Origin of the sequence: Algoriphagus sp. CAU 1675, from assembly GCF_029222925.1 — a bacterium.
Lineage (GTDB): Bacteria > Bacteroidota > Bacteroidia > Cytophagales > Cyclobacteriaceae > Algoriphagus.
Genome location: NZ_JARHUI010000003.1, coordinates 1 through 21,148, shown reverse-complemented (window position 1 = coordinate 21,148; position 21,148 = coordinate 1). Strand labels below are relative to the sequence as shown.

General features: G+C 43.6%; 18 protein-coding genes. 12 read left to right on the top strand and 6 right to left on the bottom strand.

The genetic code is table 11. From position 1 onward, the window contains the following. Nucleotides 1–886 precede the first annotated feature (886 nt). Complete coding sequence (gene tnpA, locus P2G54_RS07295; RefSeq protein WP_275869709.1) at nucleotides 887–1,348, bottom strand: IS200/IS605 family transposase; 462 nt, start codon at nucleotides 1,346–1,348, stop codon at nucleotides 887–889. Between the two features lie 148 nt (nucleotides 1,349–1,496). Further along, nucleotides 1,497–1,892, bottom strand: a complete 396-nt coding sequence (locus P2G54_RS07290) for a hypothetical protein (RefSeq protein WP_275869707.1) — start codon at nucleotides 1,890–1,892, stop codon at nucleotides 1,497–1,499. A 56-nt stretch (nucleotides 1,893–1,948) separates the two neighbouring features. Here P2G54_RS07290 and P2G54_RS07285 point away from each other — a divergent pair, with 56 nt between their 5' ends. Genes P2G54_RS07285 through P2G54_RS07265 form a run of 5 tightly spaced genes read left to right on the top strand, consistent with a single transcriptional unit; the run spans nucleotide 1,949 to nucleotide 10,126 of the window. Then, nucleotides 1,949–5,773 carry an efflux RND transporter permease subunit gene (locus tag P2G54_RS07285; RefSeq protein WP_275869706.1) on the top strand — a complete coding sequence of 1,275 codons (3,825 nt, stop codon included), beginning with the start codon at nucleotides 1,949–1,951 and terminating at the stop codon, nucleotides 5,771–5,773. Continuing rightward, nucleotides 5,770–7,008, top strand: coding sequence for a TolC family protein (locus tag P2G54_RS07280; protein WP_275869704.1), 1,239 nt, complete (start codon nucleotides 5,770–5,772; stop codon nucleotides 7,006–7,008). Before P2G54_RS07285 ends, P2G54_RS07280 begins: the two co-directional genes overlap by 4 nt. Next, nucleotides 7,005–8,762 carry an efflux RND transporter periplasmic adaptor subunit gene (locus P2G54_RS07275; RefSeq protein WP_275869702.1) on the top strand — a complete coding sequence of 586 codons (1,758 nt, stop codon included), beginning with the start codon at nucleotides 7,005–7,007 and terminating at the stop codon, nucleotides 8,760–8,762. Before P2G54_RS07280 ends, P2G54_RS07275 begins: the two co-directional genes overlap by 4 nt. A 52-nt stretch (nucleotides 8,763–8,814) precedes the next feature. Beyond that, a complete protein-coding gene (locus tag P2G54_RS07270) occupies nucleotides 8,815–9,390 on the top strand; it encodes a DUF3347 domain-containing protein (protein ID WP_275869700.1) in 576 nt (191 codons plus the stop codon). A gap of 40 nt (nucleotides 9,391–9,430) precedes the next feature. After that, nucleotides 9,431–10,126 (top strand): PepSY domain-containing protein, encoded by a 696-nt coding sequence (locus P2G54_RS07265; protein ID WP_275869699.1) that lies wholly within the window; start codon nucleotides 9,431–9,433, stop codon nucleotides 10,124–10,126. Here the strand turns inward: P2G54_RS07265 and P2G54_RS07260 are convergent. Further along, nucleotides 10,123–12,396: a TonB-dependent receptor gene (locus P2G54_RS07260; protein ID WP_275869697.1), complete on the bottom strand. Its 2,274-nt coding sequence runs from the start codon at nucleotides 12,394–12,396 to the stop codon at nucleotides 10,123–10,125. The genes P2G54_RS07265 and P2G54_RS07260 overlap by 4 nt on opposite strands. A 108-nt stretch (nucleotides 12,397–12,504) precedes the next feature. On the opposite strand from P2G54_RS07260, the gene P2G54_RS07255 reads away from it, so the two are divergent. Beyond that, nucleotides 12,505–13,164 (top strand): metal-dependent transcriptional regulator, encoded by a 660-nt coding sequence (locus tag P2G54_RS07255; protein WP_275869695.1) that lies wholly within the window; start codon nucleotides 12,505–12,507, stop codon nucleotides 13,162–13,164. Between the two features lie 19 nt (nucleotides 13,165–13,183). Here P2G54_RS07255 and arfB read toward each other — a convergent pair whose 3' ends face one another. After that, nucleotides 13,184–13,612, bottom strand: coding sequence for an alternative ribosome rescue aminoacyl-tRNA hydrolase ArfB (arfB, locus tag P2G54_RS07250; RefSeq protein ID WP_275869693.1), 429 nt, complete (start codon nucleotides 13,610–13,612; stop codon nucleotides 13,184–13,186). 188 nt (nucleotides 13,613–13,800) lie between these two features. On the opposite strand from arfB, the gene P2G54_RS07245 reads away from it, so the two are divergent. Then, the gene (locus P2G54_RS07245) at nucleotides 13,801–14,829 is read left to right on the top strand and encodes a TIM barrel protein (RefSeq protein ID WP_275869692.1); all 1,029 of its coding nucleotides are present in this window, start codon (nucleotides 13,801–13,803) and stop codon (nucleotides 14,827–14,829) included. Nucleotides 14,830–14,879: 50 nt separating this feature from the next. On the opposite strand, the gene P2G54_RS07240 is transcribed toward P2G54_RS07245, so the two are convergent. Continuing rightward, nucleotides 14,880–16,034: a methionine aminotransferase gene (locus P2G54_RS07240; protein WP_275869690.1), complete on the bottom strand. Its 1,155-nt coding sequence runs from the start codon at nucleotides 16,032–16,034 to the stop codon at nucleotides 14,880–14,882. Nucleotides 16,035–16,173: 139 nt separating this feature from the next. On the opposite strand from P2G54_RS07240, the gene P2G54_RS07235 reads away from it, so the two are divergent. Further along, entirely contained in the window at nucleotides 16,174–16,683 is a 510-nt protein-coding gene (locus P2G54_RS07235; RefSeq protein ID WP_275869688.1) for a YdeI/OmpD-associated family protein, read from the top strand. 40 nt (nucleotides 16,684–16,723) lie between these two features. Here the strand turns inward: P2G54_RS07235 and P2G54_RS07230 are convergent, their stop codons facing one another. Beyond that, the gene (locus tag P2G54_RS07230; protein ID WP_275869686.1) at nucleotides 16,724–16,849 is read right to left on the bottom strand and encodes a 30S ribosomal protein THX; all 126 of its coding nucleotides are present in this window, start codon (nucleotides 16,847–16,849) and stop codon (nucleotides 16,724–16,726) included. A gap of 139 nt (nucleotides 16,850–16,988) precedes the next feature. Between P2G54_RS07230 and P2G54_RS07225 the strand changes: the two genes are divergently transcribed. The 4 genes from P2G54_RS07225 (at nucleotide 16,989) to P2G54_RS07210 (ending at nucleotide 20,872) form a co-directional block, all read left to right on the top strand. Beyond that, nucleotides 16,989–17,717, top strand: coding sequence for a LamB/YcsF family protein (locus P2G54_RS07225; protein ID WP_275869685.1), 729 nt, complete (start codon nucleotides 16,989–16,991; stop codon nucleotides 17,715–17,717). Further along, nucleotides 17,714–18,403 (top strand): allophanate hydrolase subunit 1, encoded by a 690-nt coding sequence (locus P2G54_RS07220; RefSeq protein WP_275869683.1) that lies wholly within the window; start codon nucleotides 17,714–17,716, stop codon nucleotides 18,401–18,403. The genes P2G54_RS07225 and P2G54_RS07220 overlap by 4 nt, the downstream gene beginning before the upstream one ends. After that, nucleotides 18,400–19,269 carry a biotin-dependent carboxyltransferase family protein gene (locus tag P2G54_RS07215; RefSeq protein ID WP_275869682.1) on the top strand — a complete coding sequence of 290 codons (870 nt, stop codon included), beginning with the start codon at nucleotides 18,400–18,402 and terminating at the stop codon, nucleotides 19,267–19,269. Before P2G54_RS07220 ends, P2G54_RS07215 begins: the two co-directional genes overlap by 4 nt. A gap of 91 nt (nucleotides 19,270–19,360) precedes the next feature. Beyond that, complete coding sequence (locus P2G54_RS07210) at nucleotides 19,361–20,872, top strand: DUF4301 family protein (RefSeq protein ID WP_275869680.1); 1,512 nt, start codon at nucleotides 19,361–19,363, stop codon at nucleotides 20,870–20,872. Nucleotides 20,873–21,148: the final 276 nt, after the last annotated feature.

The window sequence follows — 21,148 nt, the reverse complement described above, 5'->3', positions numbered from 1 at the left end:
AATTGGCAGTCCCGTAGGGACGTAAGCTTGGTAGTCCCAGAGGGACGTTAGGTTAGGAATCCGTAGGGCAAATGATTTGCAGATCCATAGAGCCTGGGTTTATAGCGAAGATTAAATAAAACGGTATCATGCCTACGGCATTTTCCGGAAACCTTCAATCATATTTTCAACCCTTTTGCCTAAAAGGCTACAGAACTAACGTGCCTAAAGGCACTTTGGTCCCCTGAAAATCCAAGAGGAACGTAAAATTGGCAGTCCCGTAGGGACGTAAGCTTGGTAGTCCCAGAGGGACACCAGTTTGGTAGTCCCAGAGGGACGTTAGGTTAGGAATCCGTAGGGCAAATGATTTGCAGATCCATAGGGCCTGGATTTATAGCGAAGATTAAATAAAACGGTATCATGCCTACGGCATTTTCCGGAAACCTTCAATCATATTTTCAACCCTTTTGCCTAAAAGGCTACAAAACTATCGTGCCTAAAGGCACTTTGGTCCTCTGAAAATCCAAGAGGAACGTAAAATTGGCAGTAGTCCCGTAGGGACGTAAGCTTGGTAGTCCCAGAAGGACGTTAGATTAGGAATCCGTAGGGCAAATGATTTGCAAATCCATAGGGCCTGGGTTTATAGCGAAGATTAAATAAAACGGTATCATGCCTACGGCATTTTCCGGAAACCTTCAATCATATTTTCAACCCCCTTGCCCAAAGGGCTACTGAACTACCGTGCCTAACGAGCTACAGAACTATCGTGCCTAAAGGCACTTTGGTCCTCTGAAAATCCAAGAGGAACGTAAAATTGGCAGTAGTCCCGTAGGGACGTAAGCTTGGTAGTACCAGAGAGACGATAGAAAAAAATAATGATGTTGAGGAAGTCCCGTAGGGACGATACCTAAATCAAATCCTTAAAAATGTATCTAGGGTCAAATTCAATCTCCAGGTCCTTCAAAATCTTCTTGTACTCTTCCAAAAAAGTCTTCTTCTGATGATGTTCTTTTTGATTTTGAATGTATTGAATCACCTTGGGCACATCCGATTTGGTGTAGGAAAATGCTCCAAATCCTGCTTGCCAGGAAAATTTGCTAGGAGAAAGCTTTTCTTCATTGATCCATTTTGAACTTGATGCTTTCACCTTTTGAATCAAGTCACTAAGCGATTGATCCGGATTAAACCCGAATAGAATATGAATATGATCTGGCATTCCATTTATTGACAAAACTCTATGTCCATAGAAATTAAAAATACCAATGATATACTCGTACAAGCGGGATTCCCAAAGTGGACTGATTTGAGCTTTTCGGAATTGAGTTGCAAATACAACTTGAATATGAATTTGAGTAAAAGTATTAGCCATAAACAAAAAATCATTTCCAAAATTTAAATACAACGAACTGTAAATCAAGTCCTGAAACATTAAAATTTGAACTTCCCAAATTAAATTCCGTATTTTCGAATCGATGAAGGCATCAGTTTCTATAATACTAGCCCTGTTGGTTTTCTTCTCATCCGTCGGGATGGCGAAGACGACCCATTTTTGCATGGGTATGGAAATGAAATCCGAAATCGGTTTTGGGGAAAAACACGTGGACTGTGGAATGGAAATGCCCATGGACCACAGTGAAAACCAAGACGATAATCAACAAGACCCCAAATCCTGCTGCGAAAACGTCACCACCCATTTGCAGGTGGATGACGAAGTCCAACTGAAAAAGATAGACATCAACTTCTCTCTGGATTTCGCAGTTGCCTTCGTACAGGTATTTGTTTTCGGAATCAAACCTATTTTTTCCGAAAAAACCCAATTCCCCACTTATTCCCCTCCCCCTATTGAGCAGAACCTTCAGGTGCTGTATCAATCTTTCTTGATCTAAATCCCGGGTGGCAGGTTTGACCTGCATGCATTCCTTTTGCCAAAATCCTTTGGCACAACTCATTGCACTTAACCCTTTGATTTATGCTCAATCGAATCATTAAGTATTTCTTAGAAAACAAACTGGTCACTGTTATTCTTCTCCTGGGATTGGTCTCATGGGGAGTCATAACTGCTCCCTTTGGATGGAAAATATCCGCACTTCCCTCCGACCCCGTTCCCGTGGATGCTATTCCTGACATCGGGGAAAACCAGCAGATTGTATTCACTCCCTGGCCTGGGCGTTCGCCTCAGGACATTGAGGATCAGATTTCCTATCCTCTGACCACCTATTTGCTTGGAATTCCCGGAGTAAAATCCATTAGAAGCACTTCTATTTTCGGCTTTTCCAGCATTTACATCATCTTCGATGAGGATGTTGAATTTTATTGGTCCCGATCCAGAATTCTGGAAAAGATCAATTCCATTCCTTCGGGACTCCTTCCCCAGGAAGTAAAACCTTCCCTGGGTCCGGATGCCACAGCCTTGGGTCAGGTATTTTGGTATACCGTGGAAGGCAGGGACCAAGACGGCAATCCAACCGGAGGCTGGGATTTGCATGAAATCCGCTCTGTCCAGGATTTCTACATCAAATATGCCCTAAATGCGGTGGAAGGAGTTTCGGAAGTGGCATCCATTGGAGGCTTTGTTCAGGAATATCAGATCGATGTGGATCCAGATGCCCTCAAATCCTACAACATCCCTCTCAAGATGGTCATGATGGCAGTGCAGCAATCCAACCGGGACGTAGGTGCAAAAACGGTAGAGATCAATCAAGCTGAATACCTGGTTCGTGGTTTGGGGTACATCAAAAGCCTGCAGGATCTGGAAGAAGCTGTGGTTACGGTTACAGACAATGTTCCGATTCGAATCAAGGACATCGCCCGGGTCAATCTTGGACCTGCCAACCGGAGAGGTGCCTTGGATAAGGATGGCGCTGAAGTAGTCGGAGGCGTAGTCGTAGCCCGCTATGGATCCAACCCCATGCAGGTCATCAATCAGGTCAAGGAAAAAATCAATGAAATATCACCTGGGCTTCCTAGCAAGACTTTGGCGGATGGTAGGGTCAGCAAACTTACCTTGGTGCCCTTCTACGACCGCTCAATCCTGATCCAGGAAACCTTGGGAACCTTGGAGGAAGCGCTTTCTCTGGAGATTCTGATCACCATTTTGGTGGTTATTGTGATGGTTTACAATATTCGTGCTTCAATACTGATTTCCAGTCTTTTACCAATCGCTGTTTTGATGGTATTTATTGCCATGCGGAACTTTGGGGTGGATGCCAATATTGTAGCGCTTTCGGGAATTGCCATTGCCATAGGCACCATGGTGGATTTGGGAATTATACTTTCCGAAAACATCATCAAAAGCCTGGACGAGGCTCCTCCGGGTCAAAAGCTTCTGGACACTATTTACAAAGCCTCATCGGAAGTTTCCTCGGCCATTTTAACAGCGGTTTCCACGACCATTGTGAGTTTCATCCCGGTATTCACCCTTCAAGCTGCCGAAGGAAAATTGTTTGGTCCATTGGCCTTCACCAAAACCTTTGCCCTTGTTGCGGCACTGATCGTCAGCCTGTTTATTCTCCCTACTCTGGCCCATTGGTTTTTTGGTTTCAAAATCAAAAATGAGAAAACCAGAATCCTGGGGAATTTAGGATTGATTGTCCTCGGTCTGTTGAGTTTGTTGAATGGATATCAATGGGCTGGGGCAATGCTTGTAGTATTGGCAGGGATTTCAGTCTTGAAAATATATCTGCAGAAGAAAAGCTTTGAGCCCAAGGGTCCTCAGAAATGGGTACTGGACAATGCCGAATTAATCCTTATTCTGGCCGGAACCACCTGGCTTTTGGCAGAATACTGGCTTCCTTTGGGTCCTTCCAGAAGTCTAATTTCCAATTTCCTTTTTGTTGCCTTGATGATCGGGATCATTCTTGGGGCATTTCTCTTTCTAGAGAAATACTACAAATGGATCCTGCATTGGTGTCTGGAACATAAAAAGACCTTTTTGAGTATTCCTACCTTCCTCATTTTGGTGGCCACATTTATCTGGTTTGGATTCAGCACCGTGTTTGGTTTTATCCCCAAAGGATTTGATCTGCTGGGTTGGAACATCCGGACGACCAAAGTCTGGTCCGGTCTCAGCCATACTTTTCCCGGAATGGGTGAAGAGTTTATGCCTCCATTGGATGAAGGAAGCTTTCTCCTAATGCCTACTTCCATGCCGCATTCCGGAATGGAATTCAACAGGGAAACCCTGGCCAAACTGGATATGCTCCTGACCAGCATTCCGGAAGTAGAACTGACGGTTGGGAAACTTGGAAGAGCCGAGTCTGCCTTGGACCCCGCTCCTATTTCCATGTTTGAAAATGTCATCAACTACAAGTCCGAATACATCCTGAATGAGAAAGGACACAGGATGCGGTTCAAAACAGATAAAGAAGGGAATTTAGTACTGAAGTCAGGTTCCAGCATCAGTCAGGAAGAGGCTTTGCAAAAGGGAATTACGAAAGCCGATCTCCTTCCGGATGATGGAGGGAGTTATTTCCGGAACTGGAGAAATACCATCCATTCCCCAGATGATATCTGGGATGAAATCGTTCAGGTAACCCAGATCCCAGGAGTGACCTCAGCACCCAAACTCCAGCCTATAGAAACCCGATTGGTGATGCTTCAAACCGGCATGAGAGCTCCCATGGGGATCAAAGTTTATGGTCCGGATTTGAATACCATTGAAGAATTTGGACTTCAACTGGAAGAAATCCTCAAAGAGGTACCCTCTGTCAAAGCGGAAGCAGCCTTTGCGGACCGAATTGTAGGGAAACCCTATCTGCAGCTAAACATCAACAGAAGGGAAATAGCCCGTTATGGATTGAGTATAGAGGATGTACAGCAGGTCATTGAAACTGCCATCGGTGGAATGAACATCACGACCACTGTGGAAGGAAGGGAACGCTATCCTGTGCGGGTTCGCTATCCCAGAGAATTGAGGGATGACCCGGAATCACTGGGAGAAATTCTGGTCAGCACTGCATCTGGGACACAGATTCCCCTTTCCCAACTGGTGGAATTCGACTATGTGAGAGGTCCTCAGGCAATCAAAAGCGAAGACACCTTTTTGGTGGGCTATGTGCTTTTTGACAAAAGAGAGGGCTACTCCGAAGTACGAGTGGTTGAGGACGCAAGAAATACTATCCAATCCAAAATCGATTCCGGCGAACTCACAGTTCCGGCCGGCATCAACTTTAAATTCTCCGGTTCCTATGAAAATCAAATCCGGGCAGAAAAGCGGCTTTCCATCATCGTTCCGCTTGTTTTGGCTTTGGTCTTTCTGATCCTCTATTTCCAATTCAGGTCAGTCAGCACCTCCCTGATGGTTTTTTCAGGAATTGCCATGGCCTTTGCAGGGGGATTCCTGATGCTATGGCTTTACGGCCAAAGCTGGTTTGCTGACTTCAGCCTCTTTGGAACCAACCTCAGGGACTTGTTTTCCATGAAAACCATCAATCTCAGTGTGGCCGTTTGGGTAGGCTTTATTGCCTTGTTTGGAATCGCTACCGATGATGGAGTATTGATGGCAACCTACTTGGATCAAAGTTTTAAAAAGAACAAAACCGATAATCTCCAAGGCATCAAAACCGCAGTGATTGAAGCGGGAATGCGAAGAATAAAGCCCGCCATCATGACTTCTGCGACTACCATCATCGCCTTATTGCCCATTTTGAGTTCCACGGGAAGGGGTTCGGATATCATGATCCCTATGGCAATTCCGGCATTTGGAGGAATGCTCGTGGCTTCCATTACCTATTTCATTGTCCCTGTGCTCTATTGCATCCGTGAGGAGTACCAATTCAAAAAGAACAACAAATGAAAAAGCAGCTATTCTTACTACTCATAAGCTTTTTGGTGGGATTTCATGCAATTGGTCAGGGTCTGGAAGATTACCTGAAAATCGCCGCAGAGAACAACCCGGGTGTGCAGGCAAAATTCAAGGAGTTTGAGGCATCCCTACAAAAGGCTGCCCAGATTCGAAGTCTGCCGGATCCAACGTTGTCATTTGGCTACTTTATCTCCCCTGTCGAAACCCGAGTGGGTCCACAGCGCGCACGATTTTCCATCAACCAGATGTTCCCTTGGTTTGGTACGCTGAAATATTATGGAAATGGAGCTGAAGCTTTGGCAGAGGCAAACTACCAAACCTTCCTAAATGCCCGAAACGAATTGTTTTACAGGGTTAAAGCGGCCTACTATCCAATGGTCGAGCTTGAACAACTGATTCATTTGGAAGAGGAGAATATCCACATTTTGGAAACTTATAAAAGCCTGGCGACAGACAAGTTTGCGAATGGAAGTGGAAGCATGGTAAATGTCCTTAGAGTAGACATTCGATTAAAAGATGCCATCTCCAATCTGGACATCCTGAAAATGAAGCGTAAAACACTTCAAACTTCCTTCAACAATCTCCTCAACAGAAATGAAGATGAGCCCATCCATTTGGAAGAGTCGCTGACATTCGATCCAAATTCAGGGGTTTATCGCTACGACTCTCTGCTTTTGGGACATCCCCAATTGGAGGCAATTTCCATGAAAATCAAAGCAGCTGAATCCAATGAGCGGGTAGCTGCCAATCAGGCCTTGCCAAAAATCGGTGTTGGTCTGGACTACGTCCTGATCGGAAAGCGTGAGGATATGAGCGTGGATGACAATGGAAAAAACGCGCTAATGCCTATGGTTTCGATGAGTTTGCCCATTTTCTCAGGCAAGTACAAAGCCGCCGAAAAAGAAGCCCAATTGATGCAGGAAGCCTATTCCTATCAATATCAGGAATTGGAAAACCAACTTCTGAGCAACTTTGAAATGAAGGCATACGAACTGGAAAAACAGGCCACTCTGATCCAGTTATATGAAACCCAAACCTTACAATCCCAACAATCCCTGGATCTGCTTTTCTCTTCCTTTTCCAATTCAGGAAATGACTTTGAAGAAGTGCTGCTCATGCAACAGGAATTACTGAAGTATCAAAAAATGAAAGTAGAAGCCCTGGTAAAACTTGAAGTGACCAAAGCTGAACTGGATTACATCACTGCAAAATCATTTGAGCTATGAATACGACTCAAAAAAAGACATTCATTATAGCCCTTTCCATGTTGGTAGTGGGCTTATTGGGAGGCTATCTGATCTTCGGAAATTCAGGATCGGATGAAGCTGAACTACACAGTCATGATGCCGGAATAGAAGGAATATGGACCTGTTCCATGCATCCACAAATCCAGCAAAATGAACCCGGAAAATGCCCGATTTGTGGTATGGACCTGATTCCTTTGGAGACTAGCACAAATTCCTCACTGGATCCAAATGCAATCTCCATGTCCCCTACGGCGATGCAACTTTCCAATGTGCAGACACAGATAGTCGGAAGTTCAGAGGCTAAAAAGCAACTCAACCTCAACGGAAAAATCCAGGTTGATGAACGATTGTTATATACACAGGCCACGCACATCCCGGGAAGAATTGAGCAACTCATGGTCAATTTTACGGGAGAATACATCAACAAAGGACAAACCATAGCCTTGGTTTATTCCCCTGAACTATCTGTCGCACAAGAGGAACTATTGCAGGCAGCGAAGATCAAATCCACACAACCTCAACTTTATGAGGCAGCAGTTAAAAAGCTGAAAAACTGGAAAATAACCGAAGATCAAATTTCAGAAATCCTCTCAACTGGAAAACCTATTCAGCAATTCCCAATCAAGGCAAATGTATCCGGTTTTGTAACCGAAAAACTTGCAAACCTGGGTGATCACCTCGGTATAGGTCAGCCCATCTACAAGGTTTCCGACCTTTCCCGAGTATGGGTACTTTTCGATGTGTATGAGTCGGATTTAGCCTGGATCAAAAAAGGAGATGAAATCGAATACCGGATCTCCTCTCTTCCGGGCGAGACTTTCAAAGGTAAGATCACCTTCCTGGATCCCGTCATTGATCCTGCCACTAGAGTAGCAAAGGCTAGGGTGGAAATGGCGAACCCCAAGCAAAAACTCAAGCCTGAAATGTTTGTTTCGGGAACCCTCAACAGCATTTTGGACACCAACACTACTGGCTTGACAATTCCAAAATCAGCTGTTTTGTGGACCGGAAAAAGGTCTGTGGTCTATGTCAAGTCTCCATTTGATCAGCAAAGCAGTTTTAGTCTTCGGGAAGTGACTTTGGGCCCGGCTTTGGGAGAAAGCTATCTCGTAGAAGATGGATTGGAACCCGGTGAAGAAGTGGTTATCAATGGAGCCTTCAGTATTGACGCAGCTGCCCAGCTTGCCGGAAAACCAAGTATGATGAATCCTGAAGGAGGAAAAATGGGAGTTGGACACAATCACAGTGATCAGGCCAATGATAGCTCCTCTACTCCAGTAGAAATATCTGGAGAAGCTAAAAATGCTCTCAAACCACTTTTCGAAGCCTATCTTTCTTTTAAAAACGCTTTGGCTCAGGATGATTTCCAAAAGTCAAAAGATGCGGCAAATCAAATGAAGAAAGCTATTGATCAAGTAGATATGAAACTGTTTACCGGAGAGGCCCATACCTCTTGGATGGAATATGAATCCGGAATCAATTTGGGATTGGCCCAAGCCGATAAATCCCAAAAGATTGAAGTTTTACGAAAAGCTTTTCAACTGATTTCCATAGAAATGGTCAGTCTTACTGAGCAATTCCAAGCCTATGAGGGGAAGATTTATGTACAACACTGCCCAATGGCGGATTCCTTCAAGGGAGCAGATTGGCTAAGCCTGGATTCGGCCATTATCAACCCCTATTTCGGAGCTTCCATGCTGACCTGTGGAGAAGTCACCAAATCATTCAATTAATCAAATTATAAACCCAAAAAACATGGAGTTTTCAACCAACCCTTTAAACAATATGAAAAAGTCAACCATCCTTGCCTTTGCAATCAGTCTTGCTTTTTATTCATGCAGTGGAGAGAAAAGCACCGAATCCCATGAAGATCATCAAGCACAAGAGGAATCTGCAATGCAGTCCGTTTCTGTGCCCGAATCAAAAGGGACCTCTGAAATCATCAACTCCTATTTGGAAGTGAAAAATGCCTTGGTGGAAGACAATGAATCATTGGCTTCAGAAAAAAGTCAGGCCTTGGTTACATCTTTAGAGCAATTTGATATCGCTACAGTGGCAGGAAACGAAATCGAAGAATTGGAAAGACTTCAGTTGGATGCGATTGATTTGGCTAAAAACATCCAAGGTTCCCAAATAGCAGATCAAAGGGAAAGCTTCCAGGCGCTGAGCATGCTGATGAAGGATCTTCTGAAAATTGCAGGAACTGACCGTACGCTGTATCATCAATATTGCCCAATGTATAAAAACAATACAGGTGGAATGTGGCTCAGTGCAGAAAAGGAAATTAAAAACCCGCTATTTGGAAGTTCCATGCTCACTTGTGGTGTCGTAGAGGACAGCCTTATTTCCACTGTAGATTAAGTGCAAGCATTTGTATTCCGATACCCAACCTAAATCATAAATGAGAAAAAACAACCAATATTACGTCCGGAAGATCCATCGTTTTCTGGGAGTTTTTATAGGAATACAGTTCCTTCTTTGGACAATCAGTGGATTATACTTCAGTTGGACTGATATTGATGAAATCCATGGGGATCATTTTCACAATGAGCACATGATGCATATGACTGCTTCCAATTTGGTTGATCCGGGATCCTTGGATTCAACCCTGGAAATTTCTTCCCTGGAGCTTCGTTTTGTCTTACATCAGCCTCATTACTGGGTAAACGGAAAGAATCTTTACAATGCCCAAACCGCAGAACTGAAAGGTGAAATCACCGAAGAGGAAGCCAAGGAAATTGCCAAGATTTATATCAAAGGGAATTTTGGAATCAAAGAGGCTGAATACCTCACGCAGGCTGGACCCCACCACGAATACAGAGGGAGGCCTCTCCCTGCTTGGGCAATTCATTATGACCATCCCGAAAATCTAGTCGCTTATATCGATGCCAAATCCGGAAATTTTGAGCGGGTACGACACAGAAGCTGGCGATGGTTTGACTTTCTCTGGATGTTCCATACCATGGATTATGCAGGAAGGGATGATTTCAACAACCTATTGCTGAGAGCTTTTTCCTTATTTGGTTTGGCTACCGTTTTCTCCGGATTCACTCTTTTCTTTATGTCCCGAAAAAGAAAGAGAAAAGGCCTTTATTAATCAGAAATCGTAAAGCGAAATCCCAGAAAACCCCGGATTCCCTGATTGGGTGCAAACACATAGGTGGGGTCAAAGGTCAGCGCATTGGGGTTTTCTGGAGTTGGCAAAACCGAGCCATCCTCAGCAAATTCAACTCCTCTGTCAAAAGGGTCAAAAGCCCGGGCAATACTGTTTGCCGGAGGTGTGAAATTCAACAGGTTTTTCACACCTCCATAAATTTCCCACTTCTTCCCAATATTTTTCGTAATCTGAATATTCTGAATGCTCCACCAAGGAGAAAACTCCGCTCTGTCATCCAAAGGCCCCAAAAGTGGTAATCGCATGGGACTATAGATATTTCCCGTATAATCCAACGTTAGTCCCCATTGCCAAACCTTATAACTCAAAGACCAAACTCCCGAGATGCGCTCCGTGAGCAATTGCCTTCGTGAAACTCCATTTTCTTCCAGACTTACATCCATAACAGTGGCACCCAGACTCCCTTCCAAACCATTTGCCAAAGCAAGGGTAGAATTGAGGGAAATGCCCTTGGAAATCGCTTTTCCGTCCAGGTTGGCATAAATAATCTGATTGGGATTGCTCTCATAGTCCGGAATAATGCGGTTGCTGAAATGGGTGTAAAACAACGTAGCATCCAAACTGATAAAATTTCCACCGAGGGTATAAATCTTCTTCACCAGGTTTCCATTGACGTTCCAGCTTTTCTCAGGCTTGAGTTCCTCCTCAAAGACTACTTCCCTGGCTCCAGTCAAAGCTGCATGATCTTCCGTAAACACATTGGCTACCCGAAAACCATTACCCACAGAAATCCTCATTACCAGACTTTTATCAATAGAATTGAATTTGTAATTGAGTCGGGGAGAAAAGATGGAACCATGGATTGAATTATAGTCAAGTCTGCCCCCGATCAAGAGGCTTTGTTTATCTCCGAGGCTAATCTCATCCTGAATAAATATTCCTGGCAAATGAATTTGGGAAGCTTTGTTCCTTTCCTCCACCCCACTATAAGTCGCTGGGGTATTGTCGTCATAGTAGGTGTAGCGATAAGCCAAGCCTGCCAAAAACTGATTCTTGGAAAATTCTTTTCTCCAGGTCAATTGGCCGAAGGCAATGGACTGATTGGCTTTGTAGAAGGTTTCCCCATATACAGAGTTCTGTTTATGTCCATTTGCAGAATATTGAAAAGTAAAATTTTCCTTCCCAGGAAGATCATAATTCCCAAATACCTCCCAGCGGTTGGTATAAATACTTTCACCATACACTTCATCCCCTCCACGGAATTTGCTGTTCCAGTTCATTTCTCCTCCCCAGCGATCTTCATAAACCCAACGACCCGCCATATTCAGGGATTTATTCCCAGGACGTGAGATGTGCAATTTTTGAAAAACCGAAATCCTTTCCGATAAGGTCAGATCGGTAAAACCATCCCCGTTTTTGTCAATTGGATGAGCATAATGAAAAGCATTGATTCCGGTTAGTGATTGAATATTTTTCCCCCATTTACTTTTCAGACCTAAATCCAAGGTTTGTTCTCCCCAGCTACTCCCAAAATAATCAGCCGAAAAATAAGGGGCATTTTCGGGGCTTTTGGTAATCACATTAATCAGCCCTCCCACAGCCTCGGAACCATACAAGGTAGAAGCAGGTCCTTTGACCACCTCTATCCTTTCTATCAAAGCCTGAGGGATTCCGGTCAATCCATAAACAGTCGCCAAACCACTGACTATAGGCATGCCATCTATCAAAACCATGGTATAAGGTCCCTCAAGCCCATTAATATGAATATCTCCGGTATTGCAGATATTACAGTTGACCTGAGGTCGAATACCGTTGACATTTTGAAGGGATTCAAATAAAGAGGGTGCCGGATTGGCTTTGAAAAATCCCGATTTGTAAACCTCAACAGGAACAGGACTGGAGAGTTTAGATACCTCCTGAAGCGTTCCACTGACTACCACTTCCTCCAGTCCGGAATCAATTGCTTCCAGTTGAAAAGTCAAAGATCTCTCAGAACCTTGGATAAAACCCTGAAAAGTCTTGTAACCAATGCTGGACACCTGAACAGTGAAGGGACCCTTACCGGTTAATTTCAAAGTGAACTTTCCTTCCTCATCTGAAGAGGTTCCAGCCGACAATTCTTTGATAAAAATAGTGGCGAATGCGACCGGCTCCGAGCCTGAAAGCACTTCTCCGTGAATTTCATTCTCCTGTCCATTTACTTGAGCCACCAAAAAAATCAAGCTTATCAATCCCAGTATAATTCCTCTCATAAATCAAATTCAACCTAATCGAATGATCAAAGTTATATTGTTAGATTATTCTAACAAAATTCTTTTTTAGAAAAAATAAATCATATTTGAGATTCCAAACTAGAAGCTATGGCATCAACCACGGAAGAAAACTACCTGAAAGCCCTGTTCAATCTGGCCAATCCCCAAGGGGAGGTGAATATTTCTGAATTGGCGCATCAAATGCAGGTCAGCATGCCTACTGTAAACAGTATGGTCAAAAACCTTCAGAAACAGGGATGGGTGATTTATGAAAAATACAAACCGGTCTTACTTACCCCCGAAGGAAAAAAGACTGCTGCTTTGGTCATCCGAAAGCATAGATTGACAGAAATGTTCCTGGTGACCAAAATGGGCTTTGGTTGGGAAGAAGTTCATGAAATAGCTGAGCAAGTGGAGCATATCCATGCACAAAAATTATTTGAGCGCATGGATGAAATGATGGGCTATCCAACGGTAGATCCACATGGCTCCCCTATTCCCGACAAGTTGGGACGTATGCAGGAAATCCATTACAAAAACCTTTCCCAGGCAAAAGCAGGTCAGGAAGTGTTGCTGGCTGCATTGGCAGATTCATCCACGGAATTTTTACAGTTCCTCAACAGCCGAAATCTTTCATTGGGAATGGAGTTGAAGGTGGTGTCCAAGGAACCCTTTGACCAAAGCATGGTGGTGAGCTATGAAGGAAAAAGTGCCGAAACACTGAGTGAAAAAGTCTGCGAAAAACTCCTGGTTCGAATATTGGACTGAGAAAATACTATTCAAATCTTTAATCTTCCCTCTTCCAGGATCGGTTGGCTTTTTTCTGAGCTTGGGATTTTTTGGCTTTTAAGCGCTTTTCTACAGCGGCTTTCCCGGGTTTTGTAGCTTTTCGGGCCTTCCTTCTTTCAAAAGCCTTCCTGAGCAACTCATAAAACTTCTCCAAAACCAATTCCCTGTTCTGCAACTGGGATCTTTTCTCCTGGGCTTGCAACTGTAGAATCCCTCCCTCCGAGATTTTGGATTTAGCTTTTTGGTGAAGAGTAGCTTTCTCTTCCTCGGTCAAAACAAGCGAAGTATCAATATTGAAAAAAAGCTGAACTCTGGTTTCAACCTTATTGACATTCTGACCACCGGGTCCACTGCTTCTGGAAGTCCTGAATTCCAGTTCCGGAAGAAATACTCCGTTTAATATCCTATTTTGAATGGATGTTGACATTGGCGAAAATTAACAAACAAAACTCTAGAAGTAGGCCCCAAATGCCAATTAATGTTTCATTTAAACACATTATTCGCCTCTCAACCTTAAATTTTAAAAATCAGGATCAATTCTTGATTTCCATGAAAACATATTGAGTATTTTAAATCGCATAAAATAGCTCAACCTATTCAATAAACCCTAAGACCATGAAAAACAGAAGAGAGTTTCTGATCAAATCCGCACTTGGTGCTACTGGCCTGGCTTTAGCTCCTTCCTGGCTTCAGGGAGCTCCAGCCATCATCAAATCCCTGAACAAGCCCAATTCCCTTATTAACGGAGTACAAATCGGATGCATTACTTATTCTTTTAGATCCTTACCTGACCAAAGTGCGGAAGCCACGCTCAGTTATGTGAAAGAATGCGGTATTTCTGCCATCGAGCTGATGGGAGATCCAGCGGAAAGCTTTGCAGGCATGCCCGCCAACCCAATCGACCGTATGGCTATGTTTCAACTGATGGGGAAACAAAGACGTGGAGAGGAACTCTCCGAGGACGAAAAAGCAAAAATGGCTGATATGCGCGCCCAAGCTGACTCCTATGGCAAAGAGGTTGCCGCTTGGAGAGCAAAAGCCGACATGAAGAAATTTGAGCAAATCCGCAAAATGTACAAGGATGCCGGAGTCAGCATCTATGCGTTCAAACCAAGTGCTTTTGGAAAAAATAACAGCGAACTGGAAATCACTTATGGAATGAGAGCTGCCAAAGCCCTGGGAGCAAGTCATGTCACTTTGGAGCATCCATCTGACGATGCCCACACTTTGAAACTAGGCAAGTTGGGGGAACAAAACGGAATGACCGTGGCATACCATGGACATGAGCAGCAAACCTTCGATTTTTGGGATACCGCTTTGGCACAAAGTCCTAAAAATGCCCTGAATCTTGACATGGGACACTATATTGCCGCAGGCCACAAAGATTTGATGACTTTGATTCAAAAGCAAAGCAAGCATATCATGAGTATGCACACCAAAGACCGTCAAACTCCTGAAAATGGAAAAGGAAATGTAGTTTGGGGATCAGGAGACACTCCAATAGGAGATGTGCTCAAAATGATGCAGAAAAATAAATACTCCTTCCCGGCTACCATAGAATTGGAATATCAAGTTCCTGAAGGCTCAAGCCCAATAACGGAAGTTCAAAAATGTCTGGAATTTTGCCAGAAAGCACTGGGATAAGTTGCCCATCGCCCCCCCTCCAAAGCCCGAGTTATTCGGGCTTTGGTTTTTTAAAACAGGGAGGCTAAGTTGGTAAGCCTTCCCAATGCTTCCTGAAGTTCTGACTCTTCCTTGGCAAAACAAAAACGAATCAGTTTATCGTCTTTGTGATCATGATAAAAGGCCGAAACAGGAATACAGGCTACTTTTAGTTCTTTGGTCATTCGCTCTGCCAATTCCCTATCAGACATATCCGAAAGGTGCGCATAGGATGCCATCTGAAAAAAACTTCCTTCTGCGGGAGTAAAACTCAATCCACTTTCCTTTAATCCATCCACAAAAAGATCCCGCTTTTTTTGATAAAACGCTGGGATTTGTTCGTAATGCTCCGGTGTTTTCAAGTAATCAGCCAAGGCATGCTGAAGTGGAGTGACTGTACTAAAGGTGACAAACTGATGTATTTTCCTGAACTCCTTGGTCAATGCCTCAGGAGCAATGCAAAAACCGATTTTCCATCCCGTGACATGGAAGGTCTTTCCATAGGAACCACAGACGAAGGTTTTTTCCCGAAGAACCGGATGGGTAAGCAAAGAAAGATGGGGCCTTCCATCAAATGTAATGTGTTCATATACTTCATCACTGACCACAAAAATATCCCGGTCGGAAATCAGCGCGGCCAGTTGGTTCAAGTCTTCCTGAGTCCAAAGGTATCCAGTAGGATTATGAGGGGAATTGACCATGATCAGCTTGGTCTTGTAGTTGACAGCTGACCTTACCCTGTCCCAATCCACCGAAAAATCAGGAAGTTTCAAGGGAATATGAATGGGAATCCCTCCACTGAGCAAGATTGACGGCTCATAACTGTCATAAGCTGGCTCCAGGACAATCACTTCATCACCGGGCTTAATTATTGAAGTAACTGCCGAAAAAATAGCCTCGGTTGCTCCGGAAACAATCGTAACCTCTGTTTCCGAATCAACTTTTACCCCATAACATCGCTCCGTCTTTTCTACCATGATTTCCCTCAAATGAGGGATACCGCTCATGGGGGCATATTGGTTAAAACCCTCCAGGGTATATTTTGCCACCAATTCGAGTAGTACAGGATCAGACCCAAAACCGGGAAACCCCTGCGATAAATTGATTGCCCCAAAATCCTGGGCCATTTTTGACATGACCGTAAAAATGGTGGTTCCTACCTGTGGAAGTTTTGATGGAATACTCATGATCTGTTCAAATCCGTTGAAACTTCAAGTAACCCAATTTTTATCAATTCCCAGAAATATATAATCCTTTAAATTCCTTCTCTCTGATCTGAATGAATTCTTTAAATTCACAGATCAGCAGTTAATCTTTTTTTATTCCATGAAGACTTTTGAGGCCAAACTGAGCCGTTTTGATTTCAATCATTGGCAGAATCACATCCCTGTCCCCGATCCTATTGCAGCGGAAATGATGGATGGAAACCACAGAAGGGTCTTGGTTTACCTCCAGGACCGAGGGCCTTTTCACATGGCCCTGATGAAAGCAAAAGACTATTGGTACCTATTGATCAATCAGGATTTGATCAAAAGCCTCCATTTGGAACAAGGAATATCAATTCAGGTAAAACTTGAAAAAGACAACAGTGAATTTGGCCATGAAGTCCCAGAGGAATTTGAGGTATTATTGGATCAGGACAAAGAGGGAAATGACTTTTTCCGGACTTTAACTCCAGGAAAACAAAGAAGCCTGATTTACCTAGTTTCCAAAGTGAAAAACCCGGAAAGCAGGATGAAAAAATCCCTGGCTATTCTCCATCATCTAAAAGTCTCCAAGGGAAGATTGGACTTCAAACAACTAAATGAATGGATCAAATTCTACAACAATCTATAAAAAGGAAGGGGCCGAAGCCCCTGTGCTATATCCAATCGATTTACTTTTTGACCAATCCCATTTTTTCACTTTTCGTCTTTCTGTTTGCCTCTTTTTTGGGTCTGCTTGCTCCGAAAGTTCCTCGATTGATTTTGCCTCTTCTGGATTTCAAATCTCCTTTTCCCATAATTAGTTAGGTTTAAGTTAACGATACCCAAATTTAAAAAATGAGGAATTTTCAGTCAAATCCTCCCTTACTTCCACAATCCTAACTTGCACTCCCAGGCAAAAAGAAGTTTCTCCCAATACTTTATTTAAATTCGGGCATGGTTAATTCGGAAACTAATCTCCAAATCAATTGTGACCTAGGTGAAGGCATTGCCCATGAGGAAAATATTCTCCCTTTTATCGATGCTGCAAGTGTAGCCTGTGGGGGACATTTTGGTGATCGGGATAGCGTGCACCAAACCCTGAGTCTTTGTGATGAATACCATATAAATGCCGGAGCCCACCCTTCCTATCCGGACCGGGAAAATTTTGGAAGAAAATCCCTCGAACTTCCTACAGCGCTTTTATTAAATTCCATTCAAGAACAAATAGCGCTTTTTATGGAAGAGGCTGAAAAATTGGGACTAGCTATTGATCATATCAAATTCCATGGCGCGCTTTACAATGATGCCGCAGCCAATCCTGGTTTGGCAGAAACTCTTTGTCAATTCCTAAGGCTTAATTATCCAAATGTACCGGTATTGGTTCCGCCGCATTCGGAAATGGAAAAAGCGGCCAAAAACCAAGGCTTGAAAACCAGGCTTGAGATTTTCGGAGACCGAGCCTATACTGATGATTTTCGGCTCTTGGCCAGATCTGAACCCGGCTCTTTATTGACCACCTTGGAGGAAGTCCAAAACCAGCTCAGCCCTTTGTTTGAATCTTCAGTCCTGATTTCTACTGAAGGAAACAAACTTCCTGTCCAAGCTGATACCATCTGTTTTCATGGGGACAATCCCGGAATCCTTACCTTCCTTCCCGAAATCCGAAAAAAGTGGTGGACATGAGCCCTACCCTAACTTTTATAACACCGACTATCTCTGAGTTTTACTGGGATCAGGAAGTTTCAGACCAACTCCTGATGGATCAATTGGCCTTTGATTCCTTGTTGACCCAGGAATTCAATGCTCAAATTCAAGAAACCCGCTTGGGCTTTAAAACCCTTTCCGTTCTCTGGAAAAAAGCCATGGAGCAAGATGAAATAGAAAAATTAACGAATGAATTTCAGCCAGGTCATTTTTCCCTTCCCGAGACTCTATGGGAAGTTCCGGTATCCTATTCCCATTCCCATGGACGGGATCTAAAGGGACTGGCTGCATCCAAAAACATATCTGAGGATGAGTTTATAGCCCTACACTCCAATCCCCTGTATAGAATTCATTTCTACGGCTTCTTACCGGGGTTTATGTACCTCAACGGTCTACCCAAAAAGCTCATTACACCAAGGAAAAAAATCCCTGATCGTAGTATCCCTCCAGGATCTGTGGCTATTGGAGCTTCCCAAACGGGGATTTACCCTATGGAAAGTCCCGGAGGATGGCATTTGATTGGGAGAAGTCCCTTGTTGTTTTTTAATGTCCAATCCAATCCCCCCGTCTGGGCAAAACCAGGAGAACGACTAAAATTCACTCCCATTTCGGAAAAAGAATTTGACCTGCTGATCCGTCACCCCAAAGCTGCCAGAAGATTATGATAACAGGGAGCGCTTTTGTGGAAATTCTAAAATGTGGCCCCGGCACAACCGTCAGAGACAAAGGCAGACTGGGATTTGCCCTATACGGAGTCCCCATGTCCGGCCCAGCAGATTCCCTGGCTTTTGAATGGGTAAATCATCTTTTGAAAAACGACCCAAACTCGGCTGTGATAGAAATCTCTCAACCAGGCTTAAGTTTAAGGTTTCAGCAGCCAACTCAAATTGCTTTGGCAGGTGCAAAGGCAAAAATCAATATTAATAACCATACAGTGGCAAGTTTCGGTTTGCATCAAATCCAGAGAGATGACATCCTAGAAATCGGAGCTTTCTCGGCAGGAAGTCTTCTATATCTGGGAATTCATGGTGGAATACAAACCGAAGTCGTTTTGGGATCCAGAAGTTTTTATCCCGGAATTACTCCCCTTTCCTTTTTCAAAAAAGGAGACCAAATTCCTGTCAAACCCTTGATGATCGAAAACAAAAAAACCACTTTTTCCAATGTCAAATGGGATGTTAATCGATACGCTTCTGAAAGTATAGAGGTATATCCGGGGCCAGAATGGCATTTGCTTACCGAATGGGAAAAGGAACAATTGATTGGAAAGCCGCTTACGGTTTCAAGCATGAAAAATGCAATGGCAATCCAGCTCGAGGAACTCCTTCCCAATCAACTCCCAGAAATCAGTACTGCCCCTGTTTATCCAGGCACGGTACAACTGACCTCAGGAGGGAAACTTTTGTGCCTGATGCAAGACGCACAAGTCACCGGGGGCTATCCCAGAGTACTTCAAGTGACTGAAAATTCCTTGGGCAATTTGGCCCAAAAGAAACCCGGAGCCATCGTAAAATTTGAACTGATGTGCTAAACCTTCGCACTAGTTAAAAAATTCAGAGCTTCTATTGAGTTAAGTCATTCTGGCTGTTATCTTAGTTTCTGTACCACTAACAAATTTTATTATGGATAGCAGTTTGAAGCAACAGATATTGGACCAAGGCATGGATCCGAATACCGTTGAGCAACAAATTCAGAATTTTAAAACCGGATTTCCATTTTTACATATAACCGGACCTGCCACTCCAAGTGACGGGATCAAGGTAATGAGCGATAGGGAATTGCGAAATTACATCCACACTTATCCTCTAAAAGCCGCTGAGATTGACGTGGTCAAGTTTGTGCCAGCAAGTGGTGCGGCATCACGGATGTTCAAGGACCTTTTTTCTTTTTTAGATGGGGACGGCGATATTTCCAAAAGTCCTTTTGTCCAGAAGTTTATGGACAAGATCGAAAAGTTTGCCTTCTATGAGGATTTAAATGAAACCCTGAAAAAACAGGGAAGTAGTGTTCATGACTGTCTTGACAGAAAAGACTACAAATCCATATTGGCAGCCTTACTTTTGGACGATGGATTGGGCTATGGGAATTTACCCAAAGGCCTACTCAAGTTTCACCGATATCCTGACGAGCGTAGAACCCCAGCCTATGAGCATTTAATAGAAGGAGTTCAATATGCCGTGGGAAAAGGAAATACTGTGAAAATCCACTTTACCGTATCACCCGAACACGAGCAAAAGTTCAAAGAAGAAATTGACAGTATCCTGCCTGATCTGAGCAAAAAATATGGATTGAGCTTCCAAAGCTCCTACTCCACTCAGAAAAAATCCACAGACACCATTGCAGTGACTATGGACAATGAACCTTTCAAAGAAGAGGATGGGACTCTCCTTTTCCGACCTGCCGGACATGGTGCTTTGCTGGAAAACCTGAACGATATCTCTGCGGATCTGATTTTCATCAAAAACATCGATAACGTGGTTCCCGATCGGTTAAAAGAGGAAACCAAAAACTATAAAATGGCCATAGGAGGTCTATTGCTTGAAATCCAGGAAAAAGTCTTTCAGGCACTTCATGCCCTAGACACTCATATACAAGCTGAAACTGTCAAGGCAGCTGAAGAAGTTTTCACCAAGGATTTGGGAGCTAAACTTCCCTCCGATTTTCACAGCAAATCCATCAATGACCAAGCTGCTTTTCTCAAAGGAAAACTAAACAGACCCATTCGCGTCTGTGGAATGGTCAAAAACACCGGAGAACCTGGAGGAGGTCCGTTTTGGGTCAAGGAAAATGACGGTTCTCAGTCTCTTCAAATTTTGGAAACTGCCCAAATCGATTTGGACAATCCAGAGTCCAAAAAGCATTTTCAGGCAGCCACCCATTTCAACCCAGTGGATTTGGTTTGTGGTACCAGAGATTATAAGGGCAGGGAATTTGACCTGATGCAGTTTCGGGACATGAACACGGGCTTTATCACAGAAAAATCAAAAAGCGGAAGAGAGCTCAAGGCTTTGGAACTCCCCGGACTTTGGAACGGATCCATGTCCGGATGGAACACGCTCTTTGTGGAAGTTCCACTGATCACCTTCAACCCGGTCAAAACCGTCAATGATCTATTGAGAGACGAACACCAGTAAATGGTAAAAACTGAAAAAAAAGCTGAAATTGACTATGATGTCGGTTTCAGCTTTTATTTTTTTCTGTTTCTAAGCTTTAGAATCTTGTCTTTTAGTTCCAAGATATGGACTAATAACTATTTCCTATTTTCTACCGACTGATCACTTCTTACTTGTCGGTGCCTGAAATAAGTTGACCGTTTTTGTCTGAAAAAACTTAGATAAAAAATGGCAAGACGAGAACAATTTACGATGAGTGAATCGGAGCGTAGAGTTCGCAGATTCAGTGACAATTTC